Below are 23,840 nucleotides of genomic sequence, written 5' to 3'. Positions count from 1 at the left end.
GAAAATGTGGAGGTTATCGCAAAATAAGTTCATTTTTTGAACGCGATCGCTCACCCTCACTTCTCCTCCTGGCGGAATCGACTCAAAGGATGAGTTTCCAGCCTGATTTCACTGGCAAACTGGCGAAAACAGCAGCACCAAGGACAGCATTATGAAACTTGCCGCCGTTGCGCTGGCGCTCATGCCCGGCATTGCCATCGCCTCATCATGGACTTCTCAGGGACTCCCCAACTTCGAAGCGGAAGGTACGGGTAAATTCGTCAGCCATGCAGCGTTGACGAAGGGTACTCGTCCTTTAATCCTAAATTTTGACCAACAGTGCTGGCAGCCTGCTGATGTGATAAAACTCAACCAGATGCTATCGCTAAAACCGTGTGAAGGCACGCCGCCGCAGTGGCGTTTATTCAAAGACGGCGATTACACGCTGGAAGTCGATACCCGCTCCGGAACGCCAACGTTGATGCTCTCGGTAAAAAGCGCCGCAGACCCTGTCACGACCCAGATTCGCCAGTGCCCGAAATGGGATGGTTCGCCGTTAACACTGGATGTGAGCCAGACCTTTCCGGAAGGTGCCGTGGTGCGCGACTACTACAGCAAACAAACGGCAACGGTAAAGAATGGGTCGATTACCCTACAGCCTGCCGCAGCCAGTAACGGGCTGTTGCTGCTGGAACGGGCGGAAACCGATGCCCCGGCTGCTTTCAACTGGCATAACGCTACGGTGTATTTCGTTCTGACGGATCGCTTTGTAAATGGTGACCCAGGCAACGACCACAGCTACGGACGTCGCAACGACGGCATGCAGGAAATTGGCACTTTCCACGGTGGCGATTTGCGCGGACTCACCAGTAAACTCGACTACCTGCAACAGTTGGGCGTCAACGCCTTGTGGATCAGCGCACCGTTTGAGCAAATTCACGGTTGGGTCGGCGGTGGCACCAAAGGCGATTTCCCCCACTACGCTTATCACGGCTATTACACTCAGGACTGGACTACGCTCGATGCGAATATGGGTAATGAAGCTGACCTGCGTGCCCTGGTTGACGGTGCGCACCAGCGCGGCATTCGTATCCTGTTCGATGTCGTCATGAATCATACCGGCTACGCCACGCTGGCGGATATGCAGGAGTATCAGTTTGGGGCGCTGTACTTGTCGGGCGATGAACTGAAAAACACGCTCGGTGAACGCTGGACGGACTGGAAGCCAGCCGCCGGGCAAAGCTGGCACAGCTTTAATGATTACATCAACTTCAGCGATAAAACAGGTTGGGAAAAATGGTGGGGGAAAAACTGGATCCGTACCGATATTGGCGATTACGACAATCCTGGCTTTGACGACCTGACCATGTCACTGGCCTTCCTGCCCGATCTGAAAACCGAATCCACCACGCCTTCCGGGCTGCCAAACTTTTATCAGCACAAACCAGATACGCACGCTAAAGCTATCGCCGGTTACACGCCCCGCGATTATCTGACGCACTGGCTCAGCCAGTGGGTGCGTGATTACGGGATTGACGGCTTTCGGGTTGATACCGCCAAACACGTCGAGCTTCCCGCCTGGCAGCAATTAAAAACACAGGCCAGCGCAGCGCTGGCTGAATGGAAGAAAGCCAACCCGGATAAAGCGCTGGATGATAAATCTTTCTGGATGACCGGCGAGGCCTGGGGTCACGGCGTGATGCAAAGCGACTATTACCGACACGGCTTTGATGCGATGATCAATTTCGACTATCAGGAGCAGGCGGCAAAGGCCGTCGATTGTCTGGCAAATATGGATGTCACCTGGCAACAAATGGCTGAAAAACTGCAGGATTTCAACGTCCTGAGCTATCTCTCCTCGCACGATACGCGTCTGTTTCGCGAAGGTGGAGACAAAGCCGCCGAGCTATTGCTGCTGGCACCTGGCGCGGTACAACTCTTTTACGGTGACGAGTCGGCCCGCCCCTTTGGACCAACAGGCTCAGACCCATTGCAGGGCACGCGCTCAGAAATGAACTGGCAGGATGTGAGCGGGAAATCTGCCGCCAGCGTCGCACACTGGCAGCGCATCAGTCAGTTCCGAGCCAGACATCCCGCCATCGGCACCGGTAAACAGACTACGCTTACCCTGAAGCAGGGATACGGATTTATCCGCGAGCATGACGACGATAAGGTGATGGTGGTGTGGGCCGGCCAGCCCTGATCCCAACAGGCTTCCCGCTGTGCATACGGCGGGAAACCCAACACAAAATAAAAAACCAGCCAGGCAAACATCTGCAGCACAAAACATCAATCCGGTCCGCTTCCCCTGATTTGCACCCTGCCATGGGTAGCGCTATGGTTAGCCACTTTACTACTCAGTTCGACAGACCCCCTGCTATGACATTCTCACTTTTTGGCGACAAATTTACCCGCCATTCAGGCATCACCCGCCTGATGGAGGACCTCAACGACGGTTTACGCACCCCAGGCGCCATCATGCTCGGCGGTGGTAATCCGGCGCAAATTCCAGAGATGCAAAATTACTTCCAGTCTCTGCTGACAGATATGCTGGCAAACGGCAAAGCCGCTGATGCGCTTTGCAATTATGACGGTCCGCAAGGGAAAACCGAGCTCCTGTCTGAGTTGGCGAAACTGCTACGTGAGAAGCAGGGTTGGGATATCGAGCCACAAAATATTGCACTGACAAATGGCAGTCAGAGCGCGTTTTTCTACTTATTCAATCTGTTCGCCGGACGCCGCGCTGACGGAACAACGCAAAAAGTGTTATTCCCATTAGCCCCGGAATACATTGGCTATGCCGATTCCGGGCTAGAAGAAGATCTTTTCGTCTCCGCGCGTCCGAACATCGAACTGTTACCGGAAGGCCAGTTTAAGTATCACGTTGATTTTGAACACCTGCACATCGGTGAAGAGACGGGGATGATCTGCGTGTCACGCCCGACTAACCCGACAGGCAACGTGATCACAGACGACGAGCTGATGAAGCTGGACCGGCTGGCCAACCAGCATGGGATCCCGCTGGTGATTGATAACGCCTATGGCGTACCATTCCCTGGCATCATCTTTAGCGAAGCGCGTCCGCTGTGGAACCCCAACATTGTGCTGTGCATGAGCCTTTCCAAGCTGGGCCTGCCAGGTTCCCGCTGCGGCATCATTATCGCCAATGAAAAAATCATCACTGCGATTACCAATATGAACGGCATCATCAGCCTTGCTCCTGGCGGGATGGGACCGGCGATGATGTGCGAGATGATTAAACGTAACGATCTACTGCGCCTGTCCGAAACGGTAATTAAACCGTTTTACTATCAGCGCGTTCAGGAGACGATTGCGATTATTCGCCGCTACTTGTCAGAAGATCGCTGCCTTATCCATAAACCAGAGGGCGCGATTTTTCTTTGGCTGTGGTTCAAAGATTTGCCCATTACTACTGAACTGCTGTATCAGCGCCTGAAAGCGCGCGGCGTACTGATGGTTCCCGGTGACTACTTCTTCCCGGGGCTGGATAAACCCTGGCCACATACCCATCAGTGCATGCGGATGAACTACGTGCCAGAACCAGAGAAAATCGAAGCTGGCGTGAAGATTCTGGCTGAAGAGATCGAACGCGCCTGGCTGGAAGGCTAACGCAAACCCGACCCAAGTGCGGGTCGGGCTCACTTCACAGCGGTTGTGAACGCAGACGCTGTCGCTGAATACTGACGGCATCAATACACTGCAACGCGCTGGTCGGGCAGGCTTCTACACACGCAGGCCCCGTCTCACGATGCCAGCACAAATCGCATTTTATCGCCTGCACCCGCGACGAACGGGCAATGACATTCATTGCCCCAAACGGGCAGGCCAGCATACAGCTTTTACAACCAATACAACGTGTCTGTTCAACGAAGATATGCCCATGTTCACGACGAATGGCGTAAGTTGGACAAACATTCGCACAGGGAGCGTCTTCGCATTGATGGCAGGCGACCGCCGTTGTAAAGGCGTCATCTTTGATTACCCGAATCCGCGGTATAAACGCAGAAGAAGAGACCGACGCACAGTCCTGGTTTTGCTGGTGCGCGACGACGCAGGCAACTTCGCAGGTACGACACCCAATACATTTTGCCGCATCCGCCATAATAAACGCGTTCATTGTCCCCTCCCTCTGCGTGAAAACCACAGAGTGCCAGAGAGGTCGCCCTTGTCGCTTTGATCGGACAGGGGAAACGGTTAAATATTGTCAGGTGCCTGAATAACTATGGATCTCTGCCTAATCGCGAACGGTAAAACCCAGCTCATTTGAAATCGCCTGCGCGGTTTCCCGTAGTGGCTTGAGTAGATTTTTTTCCCCTATCTGCTTAAGTCGCGAGGTAGAGAGTGAAATTGACACCGCGTACGGCACCCGACCATGAATATCAAACACCGGCACGGCAATACAGGAAACGCCCAGTTCGTTCTCTTCCCGATCCATCGCCATACTGCTTTCGCGGATCTGCGCCAATTCGTCGTACATCGCCGGTAAACCGGTAATGGTATTGCGGGTCAGGGGCTGAATAAGATCCTGATGGCTCTCCCAGTAGGCTTCCACATAATCCGCATGCCCAAACGCCATGTAAATTTTACCCATCGCCGAGCAATACAGCGGCATATGTTGGCCGATATAAGCGCGGGTACGCAGCATGCCCGTCGTCGGTTCCAGCTTATAAATCAGAATCGCGTGGTCATCTTCACGGCTTGAGAAGTTGATGGTTTCACCGGTGGCGATATTCAGCGCTTCGAGGTGCGGCGCAGCAACATGGATGATGTTCAGTGACGACAACGCCTTCTGACCCACGGCAATAAATTTGGTGGTCAGGCGATAACTCCCTGCCGCTGGCGCGGGGGTGACATACCCACAGGATTGCAGCCCTTGCAGGAGTCGATGCACAGTACTTTTGTTCAGCCCTGCCAGTTCAGACAAATGCGCCAACGGGCACCCATTCGGATAGTTACTCAGAATCTCAATCAACATCAAACCACGGAACAGGCTCTGACTTCCGGCTGGCCTCTCTTTGTCTTGCGTCATTTCACTCTCTTTTGTGCCCATCGCTTCCGCTCCCCTTTTCGTCGCGCTCTGATGGTAGCGCAAAGTGTGTTTCAGTTCACGATCTGAACCGAAAAAACACAACTATTTGATTTTGATGATTTTAAAAAATAGACCACCCCGTTGATCTGTCAAAATTTGATCGCTATATTTGAAATCAGATTTCGCATAGTGAAATTTAGAGATAAAAAAGCGATCAAATTTAAACAAGGAAACAGGAATGAAAGTCACTTTTGAGCAGTTGAAAGATGCGTTCAATCGGGTACTGCTGGCACGCGGTATCGCCGTTGAAACCGCCGATGCCTGTGCCGAAATGTTTGCGCGCACCACCGAGTCCGGCGTGTATTCACACGGCGTGAATCGTTTTCCTCGTTTTATTCAGCAATTAGATAACGGCGACATCATTCCTGAGGCCAAACCGCAACGCATTACTAGCCTGGGAGCGATTGAACAATGGGATGCCCAGCGTTCGATCGGAAATCTGACGGCGAAAAAGATGATGGACAGAGCCATTGAGCTGGCCTCCGATCACGGTATTGGCCTGGTCGCACTGCGTAACGCCAACCACTGGATGCGCGGCGGCAGCTATGGCTGGCAGGCGGCGGAGAAAGGTTACATCGGTATCTGCTGGACTAACTCGATTGCCGTCATGCCGCCGTGGGGTTCGAAAGAGTGCCGCATTGGTACTAACCCGTTGATCGTCGCGATCCCCTCATCGCCAATCACCATGGTTGATATGTCGATGTCGATGTTCTCCTACGGCATGCTGGAAGTGAATCGCTTGGCCGGTCGCGAACTGCCGGTAGATGGTGGCTTTGATGATGAAGGCAATCTCACTAAAGAGCCGGGCGTTATCGAAAAAAACCGCCGCATTTTACCAATGGGTTACTGGAAAGGTTCAGGTCTGTCGATTGTGCTGGATATGATCGCCACCCTGCTTTCAGACGGTTCTTCCGTGGCCGAGGTCACCCAGGACAACAGCGATGAATATGGCGTTTCACAGATTTTTATCGCCATTGAAGTGGATAAGCTTATCGACGGCGCCACCCGCGACGCCAAACTGCAGCGCATTATGGATTTCATCACCTCCGCCGAACGCGCCGATGAAAACACACCTGTCCGCCTGCCGGGCCACGAGTTTACAAAGCTGCTGGAAGAAAACCGCCGCAACGGTATCACCGTTGATGACAGCGTCTGGGCCAAAATTCAGGCCCTGTAAGGAGCAACACCATGATCTTCGGACATATTGCTCAGCCTAACCCATGTCGTTTACCCGCGGCGATTGAAAGGGCACTCGACTTTCTGCGCAGCACAGATTTCCGCAATCTGGAACCGGGTGTGGTAGAAATCGACGGTAAAAATATCTTCGCGCAGGTTATCGATTTAACCACGCGTGACGTTGCCGAAAATCGCCCGGAGGTGCATCGCCGCTACCTGGATATTCAATTTCTGGCCTGGGGCGAAGAGAAAATCGGGATCGCGATTGATACCGGGAATAACCAAATCAGCGAATCATTATTAGAACAGCGCGATATTATTTTTTATCACGCCAGCGAACATGAATCTTTCATTGAAATGATTCCGGGAAGTTATGCCATATTTTTCCCGCAGGATGTTCATCGCCCTGCATGTCATAAAACTGTCGCCACGCCGATCCGCAAAATAGTCGTGAAGGTTGCTATTTCAGTTTTATAAAAAGGAGCACAACATGAGCGTTAATAATGCCGGTTATATTATCGGTGCGTACCCCTGTGCACCCTCATTTCACCAAAAGAGTGAAGAGGAAGAGAAGGAATTCTGGCGACAGCTCGCCGATACTCCGGATATTCGCGGTCTGGAGCAGCCCTGCCTTGAACATCTTCACCCGTTAGGCGACGAATGGTTATTACGTCATACGCCGGGCGACTGGCAAATCGTAGTCACCGCCATTATGGAAACCATGCGCCGTCGCGGCGCAAACAGCGCTTTTGGGCTGGCCTCCAGCGACGAAGAACAGCGTAAAGCCTGCGTGGCGTATTACCGTCATCTGCAGCAGAAAATCAACCATATCAATACGGCACACGCCGGAAAAGTGATTGCGCTGGAACTGCATGCCGCCCCCAATGCCAGCAACCCAAATGTTGCACAGGCCACCGACGCGTTTGCCCGTTCGCTGAAAGAAATTACCTCCTGGGACTGGTCCTGCGATCTGGTGCTGGAACATTGCGACGCCATGACCGGCATTGCGCCGCGCAAAGGCTTTCTGCCGTTAGACAATGTGCTGGAGGTCATTGCCGAGTATGACATCAGCGTGTGCATTAACTGGGCGCGATCGACCATTGAAGGGCAGAATCCCGCCCTGGCGCTGGACCACACGCAGCAGGCCAAACGGGCTGGAAAACTGGGCGCGCTGATGTTCTCCGGTACCACGCTTGCGGGGGAATACGGTGAGTGGCAGGACTTACACGCGCCGTTTGCCCCATTCTGCCCACAAAGCCTGATGACCACCGACCATGCCCGCGAATTATTCGCCTGCGCAGAAGCCGAACCATTGCAATTTGCCGGTATTAAATTGCTGGAAATAAACGCCAATGCAGATGTGAACCATCGCGTAGCAATATTGCGCGACGGTATCGCCGCATTAAATAAAGCAAAACTATAAAAATAAAATACTACTCTACGAGAATATTAATATGAACATGACCTCTCGCCCTACACTCAAAGATATACCCCGTCAGCGCTGGCTGCGGATTATTCCACCTATTCTCATCGCCTGTATTATTTCTTATATGGACCGCGTCAATATCGCTTTCGCGATGCCGGGCGGAATGGATGAGGAATTAGGTATTTCCGCCACCATGGCAGGACTGGCTGGCGGTATTTTCTTTATCGGTTATCTGTTTTTACAGGTTCCCGGCGGAAAAATTGCCGTTCACGGTAGCGGCAAGAAATTTATCGGCTGGTCGCTGGTTGCCTGGGCGGTTATTTCCGTCCTCACGGGGTTAATCACTAATCAGTACCAACTGCTGGTTCTGCGCTTTTTACTCGGCGTTGCCGAAGGCGGCATGCTGCCGGTGGTGCTGACGATGATCAGTAACTGGTTCCCCGACGCCGAGCGTGGTCGCGCCAATGCGATTGTGATTATGTTTGTGCCGATTGCCGGGATCATTACCGCTCCGCTCTCGGGCTGGATTATCACCGTTCTCGACTGGCGCTGGCTGTTCATCATTGAAGGTTTGCTTTCCGTCGTTGTACTGGTGTTGTGGGCCTATACCGTTTACGACCGTCCGCAGGAGGCGCGCTGGATCTCTGAGGCCGAGAAAAATTACCTGGTCGAAACGCTGGCCGCCGAGCAAAAAGCCATTGCCGGAACGGAAGTCAAAAATGCCTCTCTGGGCGCGGTGCTTTCCGATAAAACCATGTGGCAGCTCATCGCGCTGAACTTCTTCTATCAGACCGGGATTTACGGTTACACCCTGTGGCTGCCGACCATCCTCAAAGAGTTGACGCACAGCAGCATGGGACAGGTCGGTATGCTCGCCATTCTGCCGTACGTCGGGGCCATTGCCGGGATGTTCCTGTTCTCTTCTCTCTCTGACCGCACCGGTAAACGCAAGCTGTTCGTCTGCCTGCCGTTGATTGGCTTTGCCCTGTGCATGTTCCTTTCCGTGGCGCTGAAAAATAACGTCTGGCTGGCTTATGCCGCGCTGGTCGGCTGCGGCTTCTTCCTGCAATCGGCAGCGGGCGTGTTCTGGACCATTCCGGCGCGTTTGTTCAGTGCGGAAATGGCCGGTGGCGCGCGTGGAGTCATCAACGCGCTGGGCAACCTCGGCGGCTTCTGCGGTCCTTATGCGGTCGGCGTACTCATCACCCTGTATAGCAAAGATGCGGGGGTTTACTGCCTGGCTATCTCACTGGCTCTGGCCGCGCTGATGGCGCTGCTGCTGCCAGCCAAATGCGACGCCGGTGCCGCTCCGCTAAAGACACTGAATCCACATAAACGTACAGCGTAAAACAATGCCCGGTGGCGCTGCGCTTACCGGGCCTACAGGTAGCAACCGTCCCAGGCCGGATAAGCGCAGCGCCATCCGGCAAAAATGAGATAACAAGATGAGTGAGAAAGAGACCTTCTGGCTGGGTATTGATTGTGGCGGTACGTATCTGAAAGCCGGGTTGTATGACGCCAAAGGTCATGAACATGGCATTAATCGGCAATCGTTGCAGACCGCATCGCCATTGCCCGGTTACGCCGAACGCGATATGCACCAGTTGTGGCAACAGTGTGTAGCCACGATCGCCGGGCTGTTAGCGCGCACCGGCGTCTGCGGCGATCAAATCAAAGGCGTCGGTATTTCCGCTCAGGGCAAAGGCCTGTTCCTTCTCGATAAGCAGGATAAACCGCTGGGCAATGCCATCCTCTCTTCCGACCGCCGGGCGATGGACATCGTTCAGCGCTGGCAGCAGGATGGGATCCCTGAGCAGCTCTACCCGGTCACCCGCCAGACATTGTGGACCGGGCATCCGGCATCATTGCTGCGCTGGGTGAAAGAGAATCAACCTCATCGTTACGCGCAAATTGGCTGCGTCATGATGGGCCATGACTATCTGCGCTGGTGCTTAACCGGCGTCAAAGGCTGTGAAGAGAGCAATATCTCCGAGTCGAACCTCTACAACATGACTTCGGGTCAGTACGACTCGCGCCTGACCCAGTGGCTGGGCATCAGTGAGATCGACAATGCGCTACCACCGATTGTCGGTTCAGCAGAAATATGCGGGGAAATCACCGCTCAGACAGCCGCCATAACCGGTCTGGCGGCGGGCACGCCCGTCGTCGGCGGACTGTTTGATGTGGTTTCCACCGCACTCTGCGCCGGTATCGAAGATGAATACACCCTCAACGCGGTGATGGGTACCTGGGCCGTCACCAGCGGGATCGCTCACGGTCTGCGCGACCACGAGGCCCATCCCTATGTCTATGGGCGCTATGTCAACGACGGGCAGTACATCGTTCACGAAGCCAGCCCGACCTCTTCCGGCAATCTGGAATGGTTTACCGCCCAGTGGGGCGAACTCTCTTTTGCTGAGATCAATCAGGCTGTGGCCAGCTTACCGAAAGCCGGTAGCGAGCTTTTCTTCCTGCCCTTTTTGTACGGCAGCAACGCCGGGCTGGAGATGACCAGCGGCTTTTATGGCATGCAGGCGATACACACTCGCGCCCACTTATTACAGGCCATCTACGAAGGCGTGGTTTTCAGTCACATGACCCACCTCAACCGCATGCGCGAACGTTTTACGCAGGCGCATACCCTGCGCGTCACCGGAGGCCCGGCGCACTCCGACATCTGGATGCAGATGCTGGCAGACGTCAGCGGTTTACGTATCGAATTGCCGCAGATTGAAGAGACCGGTTGCTTTGGCGCTGCGCTCGCCGCCCGCGTCGGCACCGGCGTTTATTCCAACTTCAGCGACGCCCAACGCAGCCTACAGCATCCAGTGCGCACGCTGTTGCCGGACGCCGCCGCGCAGGCGAGCTACCAGCGTAAATACCGCCAATACCTGGATTTAATTACCGCACTACAGGGCTACCACGCCCGCATTAAGGAGCACGAATAATGAGTCGACCATTACTGCAACTGGCGCTCGACCACACCAGCCTTGAAGCCGCACAACGCGACGTCGCGCTGCTACAAGAGAACGTCGATATCGTTGAAGCGGGGACGATTCTCTGCTTAACCGAAGGGCTGAGCGCCGTGAAAGCACTGCGTGCCCAGTGCCCGAATAAAATCATCGTCGCCGACTGGAAAGTGGCCGATGCGGGCGAAACCCTCGCGCAGCAAGCCTTTGGAGCAGGTGCCAACTGGATGACCATCATCTGTGCTGCGCCGCTGGCGACGGTAGAGAAAGGTCATGGCGTCGCGCAGTCCTGCGGCGGCGAAATTCAGATGGAGCTGTTCGGTAACTGGACGCTGGATGATGCCCGCGACTGGTATCGCGTTGGCGTTCGCCAGGCGATTTACCATCGTGGCCGCGATGCTCAGGCCAGCGGACAACAGTGGGGAGAAGCAGACCTGGCGCGCATGAAGGCGCTTTCTGATATTGGTCTGGAACTGTCGATTACCGGTGGGATCACGCCCGCCGATCTACCGGTGTTTCGCGAAATTAACGTCAAAGCTTTTATTGCCGGGCGCGCGCTGGCGGGAGCGCAAAACCCAGCGCAGGTTGCTGGCGAATTCCATGCGCAAATCGACGCCATCTGGGGAACACAGCATGCGTAATCATCCATTAGGTATCTATGAAAAAGCGCTGGCGAAAGACCTCTCCTGGCCGGAACGGCTGGTGCTGGCAAAAAGCTGCGGTTTTGATTTCGTCGAGATGTCGGTGGATGAAACCGATGAACGTCTGTCGCGTCTCGACTGGAGTCCGGCTCAGCGCGCATCGCTGGTGAGCGCGATGCTGGAAACCGGCGTGGCGATCCCATCAATGTGCTTGTCCGCCCACCGTCGTTTTCCCTTTGGCAGCCGCGATGAAGCCGTGCGTGAGCGGGCGCGAGAAATAATGACCAAAGCCATTCGTCTGGCGCGCGATCTGGGTATCCGCACTATTCAACTGGCAGGCTACGACGTCTATTACGAAGAACATGACGCAGGAACGCAGCAGCGCTTTGCCGAAGGACTGGCATGGGCAGTCGAGCAAGCCGCTGCCGCGCAGGTGATGCTGGCGGTAGAAATCATGGATACCGCATTTATGAACTCGATCAGCAAGTGGAAAAAGTGGGATGAAATGCTGTCATCGCCGTGGTTCACCGTTTATCCGGACGTGGGCAACCTCAGCGCCTGGGGGAATGACGTCACTGCCGAATTGACGCTGGGCATTGACCGCATCGCTGCTATCCACCTGAAAGACACGCTGCCGGTAACCGAAACTCATCCGGGCCAGTTTCGCGATGTGCCGTTTGGCGAAGGGTGCGTGGACTTTGTTGGCATCTTCAAAACGCTGCATCAGCTGAACTATCGCGGGTCGTTTCTGATTGAAATGTGGACTGAAAAAGCGAAAGAGCCGGTACTGGAAATTATCCAGGCACGGCGCTGGATAGAAGCACGCATGCAGGAAGGAGGATTTCCATGTTAGAACAACTGAAAGCCGAGGTGCTGGCGGCAAACCTGGAGCTCCCGGCTCATGGCTTAGTCACCTTTACCTGGGGCAACGTCAGCGCAGTGGATGAAACACGTAAACTGATGGTGATTAAGCCATCCGGCGTGGAATATGAGGTGATGACCGCCGACGACATGGTGGTAGTGGATATTGCCAGCGGCAACGTAGTGGAAGGCAACAAAAAACCGTCGTCCGACACACCAACCCATCTGGCACTGTATCGTCGTTATCCACAGATCGGCGGGATCGTCCATACCCATTCTCGCCACGCGACGATCTGGTCGCAGGCGGGTCTGGATCTCCCGGCATGGGGCACCACGCATGCCGATTATTTCTATGGTTCTATTCCGTGTACGCGTCTGATGACCGCTGAAGAGATCAACGGCGAATATGAATATCAAACCGGAGAGGTGATCATTCAGACCTTCGAGCAGCGCGATCTCAATCCGCTGCAGGTTCCAGCGGTATTGGTGCACTCCCACGGACCGTTCGCCTGGGGTAAAGACGCCGCAGACGCGGTGCATAACGCTGTGGTGCTCGAAGAGTGCGCCTACATGGGGCTGTTCTCTCGCCAGTTAGCCCCGCAATTGCCGGATATGCAGTCTGAGTTGCTGGATAAACATTATCTGCGCAAACACGGGGCAAATGCGTATTACGGACAATAACGGGTCAGGCGCTATTGATATGTTCTTTGCAATAGCGCCGTTTCCACGCCGCGGGCGTCAGGCTGGTGTGCTTGTGGAATATTTTGCGAAAATACCCCACATCATTAAATCCACATTTCATCGCCACTTCGGTTAGCGACAGCGAATCGCTGATTAACAGTTTTTCTGCCGCCCTTACCCGCTGACGGTGCAACGCTTCGGTTAGCGTCAGCCGGAAAGCCCCACGGAAAACGCGCCCCAGATAGTCCGCATTGCAATGCAGCTCTTTCGCCAGTGTTGAAGCACTAATCGGCAGGTGGAACCGGGTGTGAATGATTTGCTGCGCTTTCCAGGCTAGCGCATTACCGGGGCTTTCGGCGAGGTGCTCGCTGGCAGCCGCAGAAATTTGCTGCAAAATTAGCAGCAGGATCAGTTCCAGCGCCATGCTGCGATGAATATTTTCCTGCTCGCGTAAGAACTGGCGAAACAGCGAAATAATATATTGGGGCTCGCCCACCCGGGTATGCTGAGGTATAGCAAGTAACGATCCTGCTATTGATGCTTCATTTTCTGATGTCACCTCAAAGTGCAACCAGTAAAATTTCAAATCAGCCGGAAATTGCCCAACGCCAATATGCAAGCGCTGCGGCCACAGCAGCAAACTTTCTCCGGCATTCACGCAAAAAACTGTCTGACCTTCGCGAATTGTTAATGTCCCTTTTTCAACAAAGATAATTTCCCAGGATTGCAATCGTCGCGCAGGATGACTGCCCACGCCCCGGGAAATAAATAGCCCACCATTTTGCACTTTAATCGGAAGAGACATGGATAATTCGAGCATATATATTCAAATTCCCGCTTTCTACATTATTTAAACCGCTCTTTATCATTGATTATTTACGATAAATCCGCTTTCCGCCGGATCGAAATCACATTTTTATAATGAAGTCGGAATTGTCATCTTTTTATACTTTTCTCTTCCCTTGTTGACCCAAACATTTCGTGCAGAATAAATAACGTATTTTGCAAATTACAAACAAATAACCCGCAACGTAGCGGGATACTTTCTGAACATCCTCTCCGGGAGTTATTTATGACTTCGGCTCCGATTACAACATCTGATTTGGCACAGCGCGCCCAGGACGACAAATTATCCCTGCGTGAAAAAATTGGTTATGGGCTAGGCGATGCTGGCGGGACGGTAATTACCTGCCTGATCATGAACTTCCTGACATTTTTCTACACCGATGTCTTCGGGTTAACGCCTGCGCTGGTCGGCACATTATTTATTGCCCTGCGTGTATTTGACGCCATTTCCGACCCCATCATGGGCGTGCTGGCCGACCGTACGCAAAGCCGCTGGGGGCGCTTTCGCCCGTGGCAACTGTGGGTTGCGATTCCGATCGGTATTATTGGCGTGCTCACTTTTACCGTCCCGGACGCCAGCATGGGGGTCAAGATCGCCTGGGCATTCGGCACCTATCTCCTGCTCTCTGTCGGCTATACCGCCATCAACGTACCGTATTGTGCGCTGATCAACACCATGACGACCCGCCATAACGAGGTGATCGCCTGTCAGTCCTGGCGCTTTGTGCTGTGCGGCGTGGCGGGATTCCTGGTTTCCGTTGGTCTGCCGTGGATGGTGGATATTCTGGGTCAGGGCAATGCCGCGCAGGGTTATCAGTTTGGCGTGGGCATCCTGTGTGCCATCGCGGTGGTGATGTTCCTGTGCTGTTTCTTCTGGGTTCGCGAGCGTGTGCCGCTGGCGATGATGGGGAAATTTACCCTGCGTGAACACATTGGCGGGCTGCGCAAAAACGATCAGCTATTGTTGATGCTGGTAATGTCTTTCCTGCTGATCAACGTCTTTAATATTCGCGGCGGCGGGTACATGTATTTTATTACCTACGTGCTGGAAGGCAGCACCGCCTATACGTCGCTGTTTTTCACCATGGTCACTTTCGCGTCCATCATCGGTTCAGTGATCGTCAGCCCCCTGACCCGCCGCATCGATACCGTCCAACTCTATTACTACACCAATCTGGTGCTGACGGCCCTGGCGATACTGATGTGGTTCCTGCCAACCGGCCCGGCTTATCAGACGCTGTGGCTGGCAGTCATCCTCGGTAACGGCATTATTTTAGGCTTCACGCTGCCGTTGCACTTCTCACTGATGGCCTTCGCCGACGATTACGGCGAGTGGAAAACCGGCGTACGTTCCTCCGGCATGAATTTCGCCTTCAATCTGTTCTTCATCAAGCTGGCCTGGGCCTCAAGTGCGGGGATCATCAGCCTGCTGTTTATTTTTGTCGCCTATCAGCCAGGTGCTGGTAACCAAACCGCCAGCTCGCTGCAAGGAATTACCGCGATGGAGACGCTGCTTCCCGCACTGTTCCACCTGCTGTTGGCGCTGTCTATCCGCATCTGCAAACTCAATAATCCGATGATGTCGCGCATTGCCACCGATCTGCGTCAGCGTCATGTACAGCCTTAAGGAGCACGAAATGAACGTACTGGAAGTCGACCTGCATAAGCTCACCGTCAGCGATCCGTTCCTCGGACAATATCAGCAGTTGGTGCGTGACGTGGTGATCCCCTATCAATGGGATGCGCTCAATGACCGCATTGCAGAGGCGGAACCAAGTCATGCGATAGAGAATTTCCGTATCGCCGCGGGCCTGCAGGATGGCGAATTTTACGGCATGGTTTTTCAGGATAGCGACGTAGCAAAGTGGCTGGAGGCCGTTGCCTGGTCCCTGTGCCAGAAACCCGATGCGGAACTTGAACAAACGGCCGATGAAGTCATTGAACTGGTGGCGGCCGCCCAGTGTGAAGACGGCTATCTCAATACGTACTTCACAGTGAAAGCACCGGATGAACGCTGGACCAACCTCGCCGAGTGTCATGAGTTGTACTGTGCAGGTCATTTGATCGAAGCAGGCGTCGCGTTCTTTCAGGCAACGGGTAAACGCCGTCTGTTAGAGGTGGTGTGTCGCCTGGCGGATCACATCGACAGCGTGTTTGGACTCAGGGAGAATCAACTGCGCGGCTACCCAGGACACCCGGAAATCGAACTGGCGTTAATGCGCTTATACGAAGTGACCCAGCAACCACGCTATATGGCGCTGGTAAATTACTTTGTGGAACAGCGCGGCGCACAGCCCCATTTCTATGACGAAGAGTACGAAAAGCGCGGCCAAATCTCTTACTGGCATACTTACGGTCCGGCATGGATGGTGAAGGATAAACCCTATAGCCAGGCTCATCAGCCCATTTCAGAACAGCAAACGGCGATCGGGCATGCGGTGCGCTTTGTCTACCTGATGACCGGCGTCGCTCATCTGGCACGCTTAAGCCAGGACGAAGGCAAGCGTCAGGATTGCCTGCGTCTGTGGAAAAACATGGCCCAGCGCCAGTTGTACATTACCGGCGGGATCGGTTCACAAAGCAGCGGCGAGGCGTTTAGCAGCGATTACGATCTGCCCAACGACTCCGTGTATGCGGAAAGCTGCGCCTCAATCGGCCTGATGATGTTCGCCCGCAGAATGCTGGAAATGGAAGCCGACAGCCAGTATGCCGACGTGATGGAGCGCGCCCTGTATAATACCGTATTGGGCGGGATGGCGCTCGATGGCAAGCACTTCTTCTATGTGAACCCGCTGGAAGTACATCCTAAATCATTAAAATTCAATCATATTTATGACCACGTGAAACCCGTTCGTCAGCGCTGGTTTGGCTGCGCCTGTTGCCCGCCGAATATCGCCCGCGTGTTAACCTCAATTGGCCACTACATCTATACACCGCGTCAGGACGCGCTGTATATCAATATGTACGTGGGCAATAGCATGGAGGTCCCTGTTGTAAACGGCTCGCTTAAACTGCGTATTAGCGGAGATTACCCATGGCATGAGCAGGTAAAAATCACCATCGAATCACCGCAGTCGGTTTATCACACCCTGGCTCTGCGCCTGCCAGACTGGTGCTCCGCGCCGCAGGTTTTGTTGAATGGTCAGCCGATTGAGCAGGATATTCGCAAAGGCTATTTGCACATCAGTCGAACCTGGCAGGAAGGCGATACGCTCAGTTTGACCCTGCCAATGCCGGTGCGTCGGGTATACGGAAATCCATTAGTGCGTCATGTTGCCGGTAAAGTCGCCATTCAGCGTGGACCACTGGTATATTGCCTGGAGCAGGCCGACAACGGCGAGGAATTGCATAATCTGTGGTTGCCAAAAGAGAGTGAGTTCAGAGTATTCGAAGGTAAGGGATTGTTCAGCCATAAAATGTTAATTCAGGCTGAAGGTGTGAAGCAAAGTGCAGCCGATGCAGCACAACAATCGTTGTGGCACTACGATGTTTCCCCAACTTCGCGTCAGGCGCATACATTGACGTTTATTCCGTGGTTTAGCTGGGCAAACCGTGGTGAAGGCGAAATGCGTATCTGGATAAACGAGCAGTAATAATAAGGCGGATGGCGGCGGTTAGCCCCCATCCGTCAATGTCTCATGAAAAGATTGCCCTCCTCCCTGAGGACAAACGGGTGAGAATCAGAAACGCCAGGTCAGACCGGACATAAAGGTAAAGCTGTCATCGCGATCAACCATCGGGCTATTTTTAATGTCATCCGGCAGTGCGCTATAATTGGCGCTTGCCAGCAGCGTCAGGTTAGTGGTCAATGCGTATTTAGCGGACAGGCCAACATACGGTGTCCAGCTATCGCCTGGGGAATAGCTTGATAAGCCACTACGACGGGACTCATTACCCGATATGCCGTAGTAGTATTCATTGAAGTTTTCGTCATAGTAGAGCACGCCAATCGATGGCGTCAGCGTCAGCTTGCCCATCGGCATTGGACGGAACAGTGAAACTTCCCCTACCCAGCCATTACTGTTGTCCAGCACATCCGCAGCGGCGGAGACTTTCACGCTACCCCATCTTTCATGGTGATACCACGCGGCACCCGCCATTGCAGTTGCGTCACGCTTATCCAGCTTTTTCATCGCATGATCGTCATTATCGCCGGGATCAAACTCAAGCGGCATATAAGAGGCAGTAATACTAAATTCATTACTTTCACTCTTAGACAAAATATAACCTAGCGTTGTTTGCCTAAAATAAAATGATTCACTTTCGTAACTGACTAGCGGTACTGCGTGAACATTATCATTATACCCGCGATAAGGTGATTCATTATATACAGCACCAGCGCCAATAGAAAACTCTGCGGCAGTTGCACTCGCCATAAAAGAAAAGGCGAGCAGCGCCACAATATTGTGTTTAATTAACATGCCAACATTCCATTTTAAAATAAGCTACAAAACTGGTGCATAATAATGCTTACAATTTCATCGGTGCAAGGTTCATATTTATATAGTAATATATAAAAAATTATATATATTGGGCTTGGCGATGAATAAATTACAACTTAAACACCGGGAGTTGAAGATTATTTCGGTAATCGCTGCCAGTGAAAATATCAGTCATGCCGCGACTGTTCTCGGCATCGCACAGGCCAACGTCAGTAAATATCTTGCTGATTTTGAATCAAAAGTTGGATTAAAGGTGTTTGACCGCACCACCCGGCAACTGACCCTCACGCCGTTTGGTATAGCGTTACTTCCTTACATCAATGACATGTTAGACAGAAACGAGCAGTTAAATAATTTCATTGCTGATTATAAGCACGAGAAACGTGGAAAAGTAACGGTATATGCACCAACCGGAATTATCGCTTACTTATCGCAACATGTTATTGCAAAAATTATGGATATTGGCGATATCAGTCTGGTGCTAAAAACCTATAACCTGGAACGTAAAGCCTTTTATGAAGGAGTCGAATTTCCAGATGACTGTGATGTTTTAATTACTTATGCACATCCAAAAGATGAATCTTTGGTCGCCAGTTTTATTACCAAATATGTGGTTACCGCTTTCGCCAGTAATCAATACCTGGCCCAACATCCCATCAGCACTCCTGAAGAACTTGAGCATCACTCCTGTATTCTGATTGATTCCATGATGATTGATGATGCTAACATTTGGCGATTCTCCTCCCCCGGAGGTAAAGAGATGCATGACTATCGCGTAACGGGTAATTATGTTTGCGACAATACGCAATCTGCGCTGTCGTTGGCGCGAAACCATCTGGGCATTGTTTTTGCACCGAAGGCGAGCGTACAAAAAGAAAGTCAGCCTAACGGGCTGGTTCCGTGTTTCTCCGGACAGCATGAATGGTGGCTGGATCTGGTGGCGATTTTCCGCAAACGTGAATATCAGCCATGGCGGGTACAGTTTATTCTTGATGAGATGTTGGCGGAGATTCGCCGGCAACTTGCTCAGTCTCTGGATCAGCAGACTGAGCAAGCAAAATAGCCTGAGTTTAATGATCGAGATACAGGTAATGTACCCAACTGGTCATGCGCAACAAGACTTTGCGCATGACGGACACATGTTCGAAGTGGTCAGAATAAACCGCGACCTGCGCGTAGATCCCATCAGGTAACGCGCTAACCTCCGCATTATCATTCAGCTCAATCGTGGCGATTACCCCTTCCGAACCGGGCGTAGAATTTAAGGATTGCAGCGCCCCATTCGACTGGTATGTCCCGCCCGGCACTGCCGGACTAATTGCAGCCAGTTTACCGCTGAATACCTTACCCGGCAGCGCGTTAAATACCACTTCCGCTTCATCGCCAGGTTCCAGACGCAGCAGCGAGTTCTGACGGAACTGGGCGATAATTTGCCTTTTTTGATCCGGGATGAATACCATCACCGGACGCATCGGCAGCGCGGCGGCATAGGTTCCCGGGCGCATCAGCACCTGCGTCACATAGCCATCGCTGGGCGCGCGAACCACAGTCTGGTCCAGGTTGAACTCCGCTTCGGCTAACTGCGCTTTCAGGCTGGCAATTTGCGAATTCTCGCCCAGTATCAGGCTGTCTAACTGACTCTGGATTTGCTGCTGCTCCGCGACGGAAGATTTCACCGACGCTTCCTGCGCCAGATAGTTTTGCCGCGCCGCATCAATATCGCGTTCAGAAAAAGGATTCACCTTCGCCTGACTACCCTGCGCATAGCGCTGGTAATCTTTTGCCAGTTTGTCACGCGTGGCCTTTGCCCGCTGCGTGTTGGCTATCATTTCGTCTAACTGCGCAACCAGAGCCTGCTCTTTATGCTGTGCGGTGACAATATCAGCTTTCAGGCGATCGACCCGTGCCTGATAACGCCCTGGATTAAGCTTAAACAGAACCTCGCCTTTTTTGATTAGCGTATTCTTCTTATCCGTCACTTCTGTCACTACACCCGTTACCTGCGGCACCACGGGAATAGAAATTACCGCCTTTTGTGCTTTAAAGGTATACGGATGGTTATAATTCATCAGTAATATAAGCCCGCAAACAATGAATATACCGCCTAATGCTGCGGTAGGAACTGTCCATTTATTTACAGGAATTTTAAATATTTTAAATATTGACCATGCACACGCCACATAGGTCAGAACAATTAGTAAATCCATCGATATTACTCCGCCGGAGAGGTCTTGGCCTCACCCAGTTTCTTTTCCAGATCCGCAACCCTTGCCTGAAGCTGGATCAGGGAAGAATCCGCGCTCTGCATACCCCATCCGCGCTCCGGACGATAAAGCGTTGCCCAGATCCATAAAAAGGGCCAAATAACATGTAAGGTAAACAAACTAACCCAACCCGCAACATGTATTGCGTCGGCATGGGGGTGGTTACGTTTCTTTGCAATTAGATAGGGAATATCATGCAGAATAATAATCCCGTAAAAAATGACCAGGAATACAAAAATAAGCACTCCTAATGCAAAATAATTAAGGAACATATTTGCCTCAGGGATTTAAATTAAGGAATTCAGATGCAATTTGATTTAAACAATAGAGTTGATAATAGTATTGGAATGACCAGACTGGATGCAATTTTCTTATTTATATAACGATATATGGGTTTCTATATATACACGTCGTCTTTCGAGCTGCAGGACATAACTTGATGCCCGGTACGCTAAACGCGACCGGGCAGTAAGAGACGTGAAATTAAAACAGCCCCAGTGGTTTATCAGAGTAGCTCACCAACAGGCACTTGGTTTGCTGATAATGTTCAAGCATCATCTTATGCGTCTCGCGCCCGATGCCCGACTGCTTATAGCCACCAAACGCCGCATGTGCCGGATACGCATGGTAACAGTTGGTCCAAACTCGCCCTGCCTGAATCCCACGTCCCATTTTGTACGCCAGATTTCCATTACGACTCCAGACACCAGCACCAAGCCCATATTGGGTGTCATTAGCGATTTCCAGCGCCTCTTCCATGGTTTTAAACGTTGTGACAGCCAGAACCGGCCCGAAGATCTCCTCCTGGAAAACCCGCATGTTGTTCTTACCAAACAGAATGGTTGGTTCGAGGTAGTACCCCTCTTTTAACTCGCCATCCAGCTGCTTGCGCCGCCCGCCGGTGAGAACATCTGCTCCTTCTTTCTTACCAATGTCGATGTAATTCAGAATAGTTTCCAGTTGACCATGCGACACCTGCGCGCCCATTTGCGTCACGCTGTCTAACGGGTTGCCGCTACGGATACTTTCCACCCGACGAATGGCTCTTTCCATAAAACGTTCATAAATGGATTCCTGAACCAGCGCACGACTCGGACAGGTACACACTTCGCCCTGGTTGAAGGCAAACAATGCAAAACCTTCCAGCGCTTTGTCAAAGAACGCATCTTCTTCATCCATCACGTCCGCGAAGAAGATATTGGGTGATTTCCCGCCCAGTTCCAGCGTGACAGGAATAATGTTCTGCGTGGCGTACTGCATGATCTGCTGCCCAACTTCCGTTGAGCCGGTAAACGCCACTTTCGCAATACGTTTTGACGTCGCCAGATACTCACCGATCTCCCCACCCGCGCCGTTTACCACGTTCACCACGCCAGGCGGGAGCAGATCGCCGATGACTTCCATCAGCAACAGTACGGACAGCGGCGTCAGGCGCGCAGGTTTAAGCACCACGCAGTTACCCGCCGCCAGCGCGGGTGCCATCTTCCAGCTGGCCATCAGCAGCGGGAAGTTCCACGGGATAATTTGCCCTACCACGCCAAGAGGTTCATGGAAGTGATAAGCCACGGTTTCGCTATCAACCTCGCTGATTCCCCCTTCCTGCGCACGAATACAGGAGGCAAAATAGCGGAAATGGTCAATTGCCAGCGGCACATCGGCCGCGCTGGTTTCGCGGATGGGTTTACCGTTATCCCAGGTTTCAGCCGTTGCCAGCAGCTCCAGATTTTGCTCCATACGATCGGCAATTTTGAACAAAATCGCCGCCCTGTCCTGCACGGAAGTCTGCGCCCATTTATCTTTTACTTTATGCGCGGCATCCAGTGCCAGATCGATGTCCTTTTTGCCGGAAGAGGCCACTTCGCACAGTAATTGCCCGGTTACCGGCGTCAGGTTTTGGTAATACTCGCCGTCCACGGGGGCGACCCAGTCACCACCGATAAAGTTATCGTATCGGGCTTTTAACTTCAGGGGGTAACCATACTCGCCGGGGTAAATACGCGTTGAAGGGGGGTTATTGGTCATGACCGTCTCCTTGCTGTAGGGGTACTACAAGGGTAGACGGGACTGGCGAATTATTCGCCAGCCTTTTACTGCTTTACGACAGGTATCACGAATTACATGGCAGCACGATAAATCGCCATGATTTCTTCATGTGTCGCCTGAATCGGGTTAGTGAAACCACAGGCATCTTTCAGGGCATTAGTCGCCAGAACGGCAAAATCTTCTTCCTTCACGTTCAGCTCACGCAGACCGGCCGGTATATTCACTTTCTGCGCCAGTTCGCGGATCGCCGCGATGCAGGCTTCTGCCCCTTGCTCTTCGCTCAGACCAGCAACGTTCACACCCATTGCCGAGGCGCAATCGCGCAGGCGGGCGGCAGCAACTTTACTATTAAATACCTGTACATGCGGCAGCAGTACGGCATTACATACTCCGTGTGGCAGATCGTAGAAGCCACCCAGTTGGTGCGCCATTGCATGCACGTAGCCAAGAGAGGCATTGTTAAAGGCCATACCTGCGAGGAACTGCGCATAGGCCATGGCTTCGCGCGCCTGAGCATTACTGCCCTCTTCAACGGCGACCGGCAGGTTTTGCGCAATCATGGTGACCGCTTTCAGCGCACATGCATCGGTAATCGGCGTGGCAGCAATCGACACGTAGGCTTCGATAGCGTGGGTTAACGCATCCATACCGGTAGCCGCCGTCAGAGACTTCGGCATGCCGACCATCAGCGAGGAGTCGTTAACCGACAGCAGCGGCGTAACGTGCTTATCGACAATCGCCATTTTAATGTGGCGTACTTCATCGGTGATGATGCAGAAGCGGGTCATTTCAGATGCCGTACCCGCCGTGGTGTTGATGGCGATCATCGGCAGCTGCGGTTTTGCAGAACGGTCTACACCTTCGTAATCGCGAATATCCCCACCATTAGCCGCCACCAGCGCAATACCTTTTGCACAATCGTGTGGAGAACCGCCACCGAGAGAAATAACGCTATCACAGTCGTTTTCAGTCAACATTTGCAGGCCAGCGGCAACGTTGCTGGTTGTGGGATTAGGATGCGTACCATCGTAAATTACGCTGAAAATATCACGTTCCTGTAATGCCTTTTGAATCTCGCCAGCCATACCTAATTTCGTCAGCATGGCATCCGTGACAATCAGCGTACGGCGAAAACCATATTCCGCCATTGTATTCATTGCGTCTTTTAATGAATCAGCGCCGATTACATTCACGGAAGGAATAAAAAATGTTGAAGCAGCCATTGTACGATCCTTAATTACTCTAAAAGAGTCAGGAAGCATACGAGTGAAATATCCAACAGAATATGATCATGGTTGTTGTTTTAATAACAACCACAATTAAAAAGCACATTAGGTTCATAATCTAATGTGCTTATTTCAATCAATATCTATTTTGTATTAATTCATTTAATTCCTGAATT

The 23,840-nt window shown here is 52.5% G+C and carries 21 protein-coding genes; 13 read left to right on the top strand and 8 right to left on the bottom strand.

Translation table 11 applies throughout. The annotated features are described in order from the left end of the window. Positions 1-151: 151 nt before the first annotated feature. Both malS and avtA read left to right on the top strand, forming a co-directional pair. Positions 152-2,182 (top strand): alpha-amylase, encoded by a 2,031-nt coding sequence (gene malS, locus OGV74_RS02190; RefSeq protein WP_086504667.1) that lies wholly within the window; start codon positions 152-154, stop codon positions 2,180-2,182. A gap of 176 nt (positions 2,183-2,358) precedes the next feature. After that, the gene (gene avtA / locus OGV74_RS02185; protein WP_003024242.1) at positions 2,359-3,609 is read left to right on the top strand and encodes a valine--pyruvate transaminase; all 1,251 of its coding nucleotides are present in this window, start codon (positions 2,359-2,361) and stop codon (positions 3,607-3,609) included. 34 nt (positions 3,610-3,643) lie between these two features. On the opposite strand, the gene OGV74_RS02180 is transcribed toward avtA, so the two are convergent. Both OGV74_RS02180 and yiaJ read right to left on the bottom strand, forming a co-directional pair. Further along, positions 3,644-4,117, bottom strand: coding sequence for a 4Fe-4S dicluster domain-containing protein (locus OGV74_RS02180; protein WP_086504668.1), 474 nt, complete (start codon positions 4,115-4,117; stop codon positions 3,644-3,646). 117 nt (positions 4,118-4,234) lie between these two features. Beyond that, a complete protein-coding gene (gene yiaJ, locus OGV74_RS02175) occupies positions 4,235-5,050 on the bottom strand; it encodes an IclR family transcriptional regulator YiaJ (RefSeq protein ID WP_003024237.1) in 816 nt (271 codons plus the stop codon). Positions 5,051-5,267: 217 nt separating this feature from the next. Between yiaJ and yiaK the strand changes: the two genes are divergently transcribed. The 8 genes from yiaK to araD all read left to right on the top strand — a co-directional run bounded on the left by yiaK (position 5,268) and on the right by araD (position 12,843). Then, the gene (gene yiaK, locus OGV74_RS02170) at positions 5,268-6,266 is read left to right on the top strand and encodes a 3-dehydro-L-gulonate 2-dehydrogenase (protein ID WP_003024235.1); all 999 of its coding nucleotides are present in this window, start codon (positions 5,268-5,270) and stop codon (positions 6,264-6,266) included. Between the two features lie 11 nt (positions 6,267-6,277). Further along, the gene (locus OGV74_RS02165; protein ID WP_003024232.1) at positions 6,278-6,742 is read left to right on the top strand and encodes a YhcH/YjgK/YiaL family protein; all 465 of its coding nucleotides are present in this window, start codon (positions 6,278-6,280) and stop codon (positions 6,740-6,742) included. Positions 6,743-6,755: 13 nt separating this feature from the next. Then, positions 6,756-7,688: a DUF4862 family protein gene (locus OGV74_RS02160; RefSeq protein WP_086504669.1), complete on the top strand. Its 933-nt coding sequence runs from the start codon at positions 6,756-6,758 to the stop codon at positions 7,686-7,688. A 31-nt stretch (positions 7,689-7,719) separates the two neighbouring features. Further along, positions 7,720-9,039, top strand: coding sequence for an MFS transporter (locus OGV74_RS02155; RefSeq protein ID WP_003837687.1), 1,320 nt, complete (start codon positions 7,720-7,722; stop codon positions 9,037-9,039). A 97-nt stretch (positions 9,040-9,136) separates the two neighbouring features. Beyond that, complete coding sequence (locus OGV74_RS02150) at positions 9,137-10,639, top strand: FGGY-family carbohydrate kinase (protein ID WP_086504670.1); 1,503 nt, start codon at positions 9,137-9,139, stop codon at positions 10,637-10,639. After that, positions 10,639-11,301: a 3-keto-L-gulonate-6-phosphate decarboxylase UlaD gene (ulaD, locus tag OGV74_RS02145; protein WP_086504671.1), complete on the top strand. Its 663-nt coding sequence runs from the start codon at positions 10,639-10,641 to the stop codon at positions 11,299-11,301. Before OGV74_RS02150 ends, ulaD begins: the two co-directional genes overlap by 1 nt. After that, positions 11,294-12,154, top strand: coding sequence for an L-ribulose-5-phosphate 3-epimerase (locus OGV74_RS02140; RefSeq protein ID WP_046671010.1), 861 nt, complete (start codon positions 11,294-11,296; stop codon positions 12,152-12,154). Before ulaD ends, OGV74_RS02140 begins: the two co-directional genes overlap by 8 nt. After that, positions 12,148-12,843, top strand: coding sequence for an L-ribulose-5-phosphate 4-epimerase (gene araD / locus OGV74_RS02135; RefSeq protein WP_046671011.1), 696 nt, complete (start codon positions 12,148-12,150; stop codon positions 12,841-12,843). Before OGV74_RS02140 ends, araD begins: the two co-directional genes overlap by 7 nt. Positions 12,844-12,847: 4 nt before the next feature. Here araD and OGV74_RS02130 read toward each other — a convergent pair whose 3' ends face one another. Further along, entirely contained in the window at positions 12,848-13,663 is an 816-nt protein-coding gene (locus tag OGV74_RS02130) for a helix-turn-helix domain-containing protein (RefSeq protein WP_086504672.1), read from the bottom strand. Between the two features lie 252 nt (positions 13,664-13,915). Here OGV74_RS02130 and OGV74_RS02125 point away from each other — a divergent pair, with 252 nt between their 5' ends. Together OGV74_RS02125 and OGV74_RS02120 are read left to right on the top strand one after the other, a co-directional pair. Then, on the top strand, positions 13,916-15,316 hold the full coding sequence (locus OGV74_RS02125; protein ID WP_032950504.1) for an MFS transporter: 1,401 nt from the start codon (positions 13,916-13,918) through the stop codon (positions 15,314-15,316). A gap of 10 nt (positions 15,317-15,326) precedes the next feature. Continuing rightward, positions 15,327-17,282 carry a glycoside hydrolase family 127 protein gene (locus OGV74_RS02120; RefSeq protein WP_086504673.1) on the top strand — a complete coding sequence of 652 codons (1,956 nt, stop codon included), beginning with the start codon at positions 15,327-15,329 and terminating at the stop codon, positions 17,280-17,282. Positions 17,283-17,369: 87 nt separating this feature from the next. Here the strand turns inward: OGV74_RS02120 and OGV74_RS02115 are convergent, their stop codons facing one another. Continuing rightward, positions 17,370-18,110, bottom strand: a complete 741-nt coding sequence (locus tag OGV74_RS02115) for a MipA/OmpV family protein (RefSeq protein WP_003024206.1) — start codon at positions 18,108-18,110, stop codon at positions 17,370-17,372. 121 nt (positions 18,111-18,231) lie between these two features. Here OGV74_RS02115 and OGV74_RS02110 point away from each other — a divergent pair, with 121 nt between their 5' ends. Continuing rightward, the gene (locus OGV74_RS02110) at positions 18,232-19,194 is read left to right on the top strand and encodes a LysR family transcriptional regulator (RefSeq protein ID WP_003844559.1); all 963 of its coding nucleotides are present in this window, start codon (positions 18,232-18,234) and stop codon (positions 19,192-19,194) included. Positions 19,195-19,201: 7 nt separating this feature from the next. Here OGV74_RS02110 and OGV74_RS02105 read toward each other — a convergent pair whose 3' ends face one another. The 4 genes from OGV74_RS02105 to yiaY all read right to left on the bottom strand — a co-directional run bounded on the left by OGV74_RS02105 (position 19,202) and on the right by yiaY (position 23,661). Continuing rightward, positions 19,202-20,338: an HlyD family secretion protein gene (locus OGV74_RS02105; RefSeq protein WP_003024202.1), complete on the bottom strand. Its 1,137-nt coding sequence runs from the start codon at positions 20,336-20,338 to the stop codon at positions 19,202-19,204. Positions 20,339-20,343: 5 nt separating this feature from the next. Then, the gene (locus OGV74_RS02100; protein WP_003024200.1) at positions 20,344-20,667 is read right to left on the bottom strand and encodes a DUF3302 domain-containing protein; all 324 of its coding nucleotides are present in this window, start codon (positions 20,665-20,667) and stop codon (positions 20,344-20,346) included. A gap of 211 nt (positions 20,668-20,878) precedes the next feature. Further along, positions 20,879-22,417: an aldehyde dehydrogenase AldB gene (gene aldB, locus OGV74_RS02095; protein ID WP_003837670.1), complete on the bottom strand. Its 1,539-nt coding sequence runs from the start codon at positions 22,415-22,417 to the stop codon at positions 20,879-20,881. Between the two features lie 92 nt (positions 22,418-22,509). Continuing rightward, positions 22,510-23,661 carry an L-threonine dehydrogenase gene (yiaY, locus tag OGV74_RS02090; protein ID WP_003844555.1) on the bottom strand — a complete coding sequence of 384 codons (1,152 nt, stop codon included), beginning with the start codon at positions 23,659-23,661 and terminating at the stop codon, positions 22,510-22,512. Positions 23,662-23,840 lie beyond the last annotated feature (179 nt).

It is taken from the genome of Citrobacter sp. Cf116 (genome assembly GCF_030336505.1).
In the GTDB taxonomy this organism is placed as follows: domain Bacteria; phylum Pseudomonadota; class Gammaproteobacteria; order Enterobacterales; family Enterobacteriaceae; genus Citrobacter; species Citrobacter freundii.
This window is presented reverse-complemented; position numbering and strand designations above follow the sequence as displayed.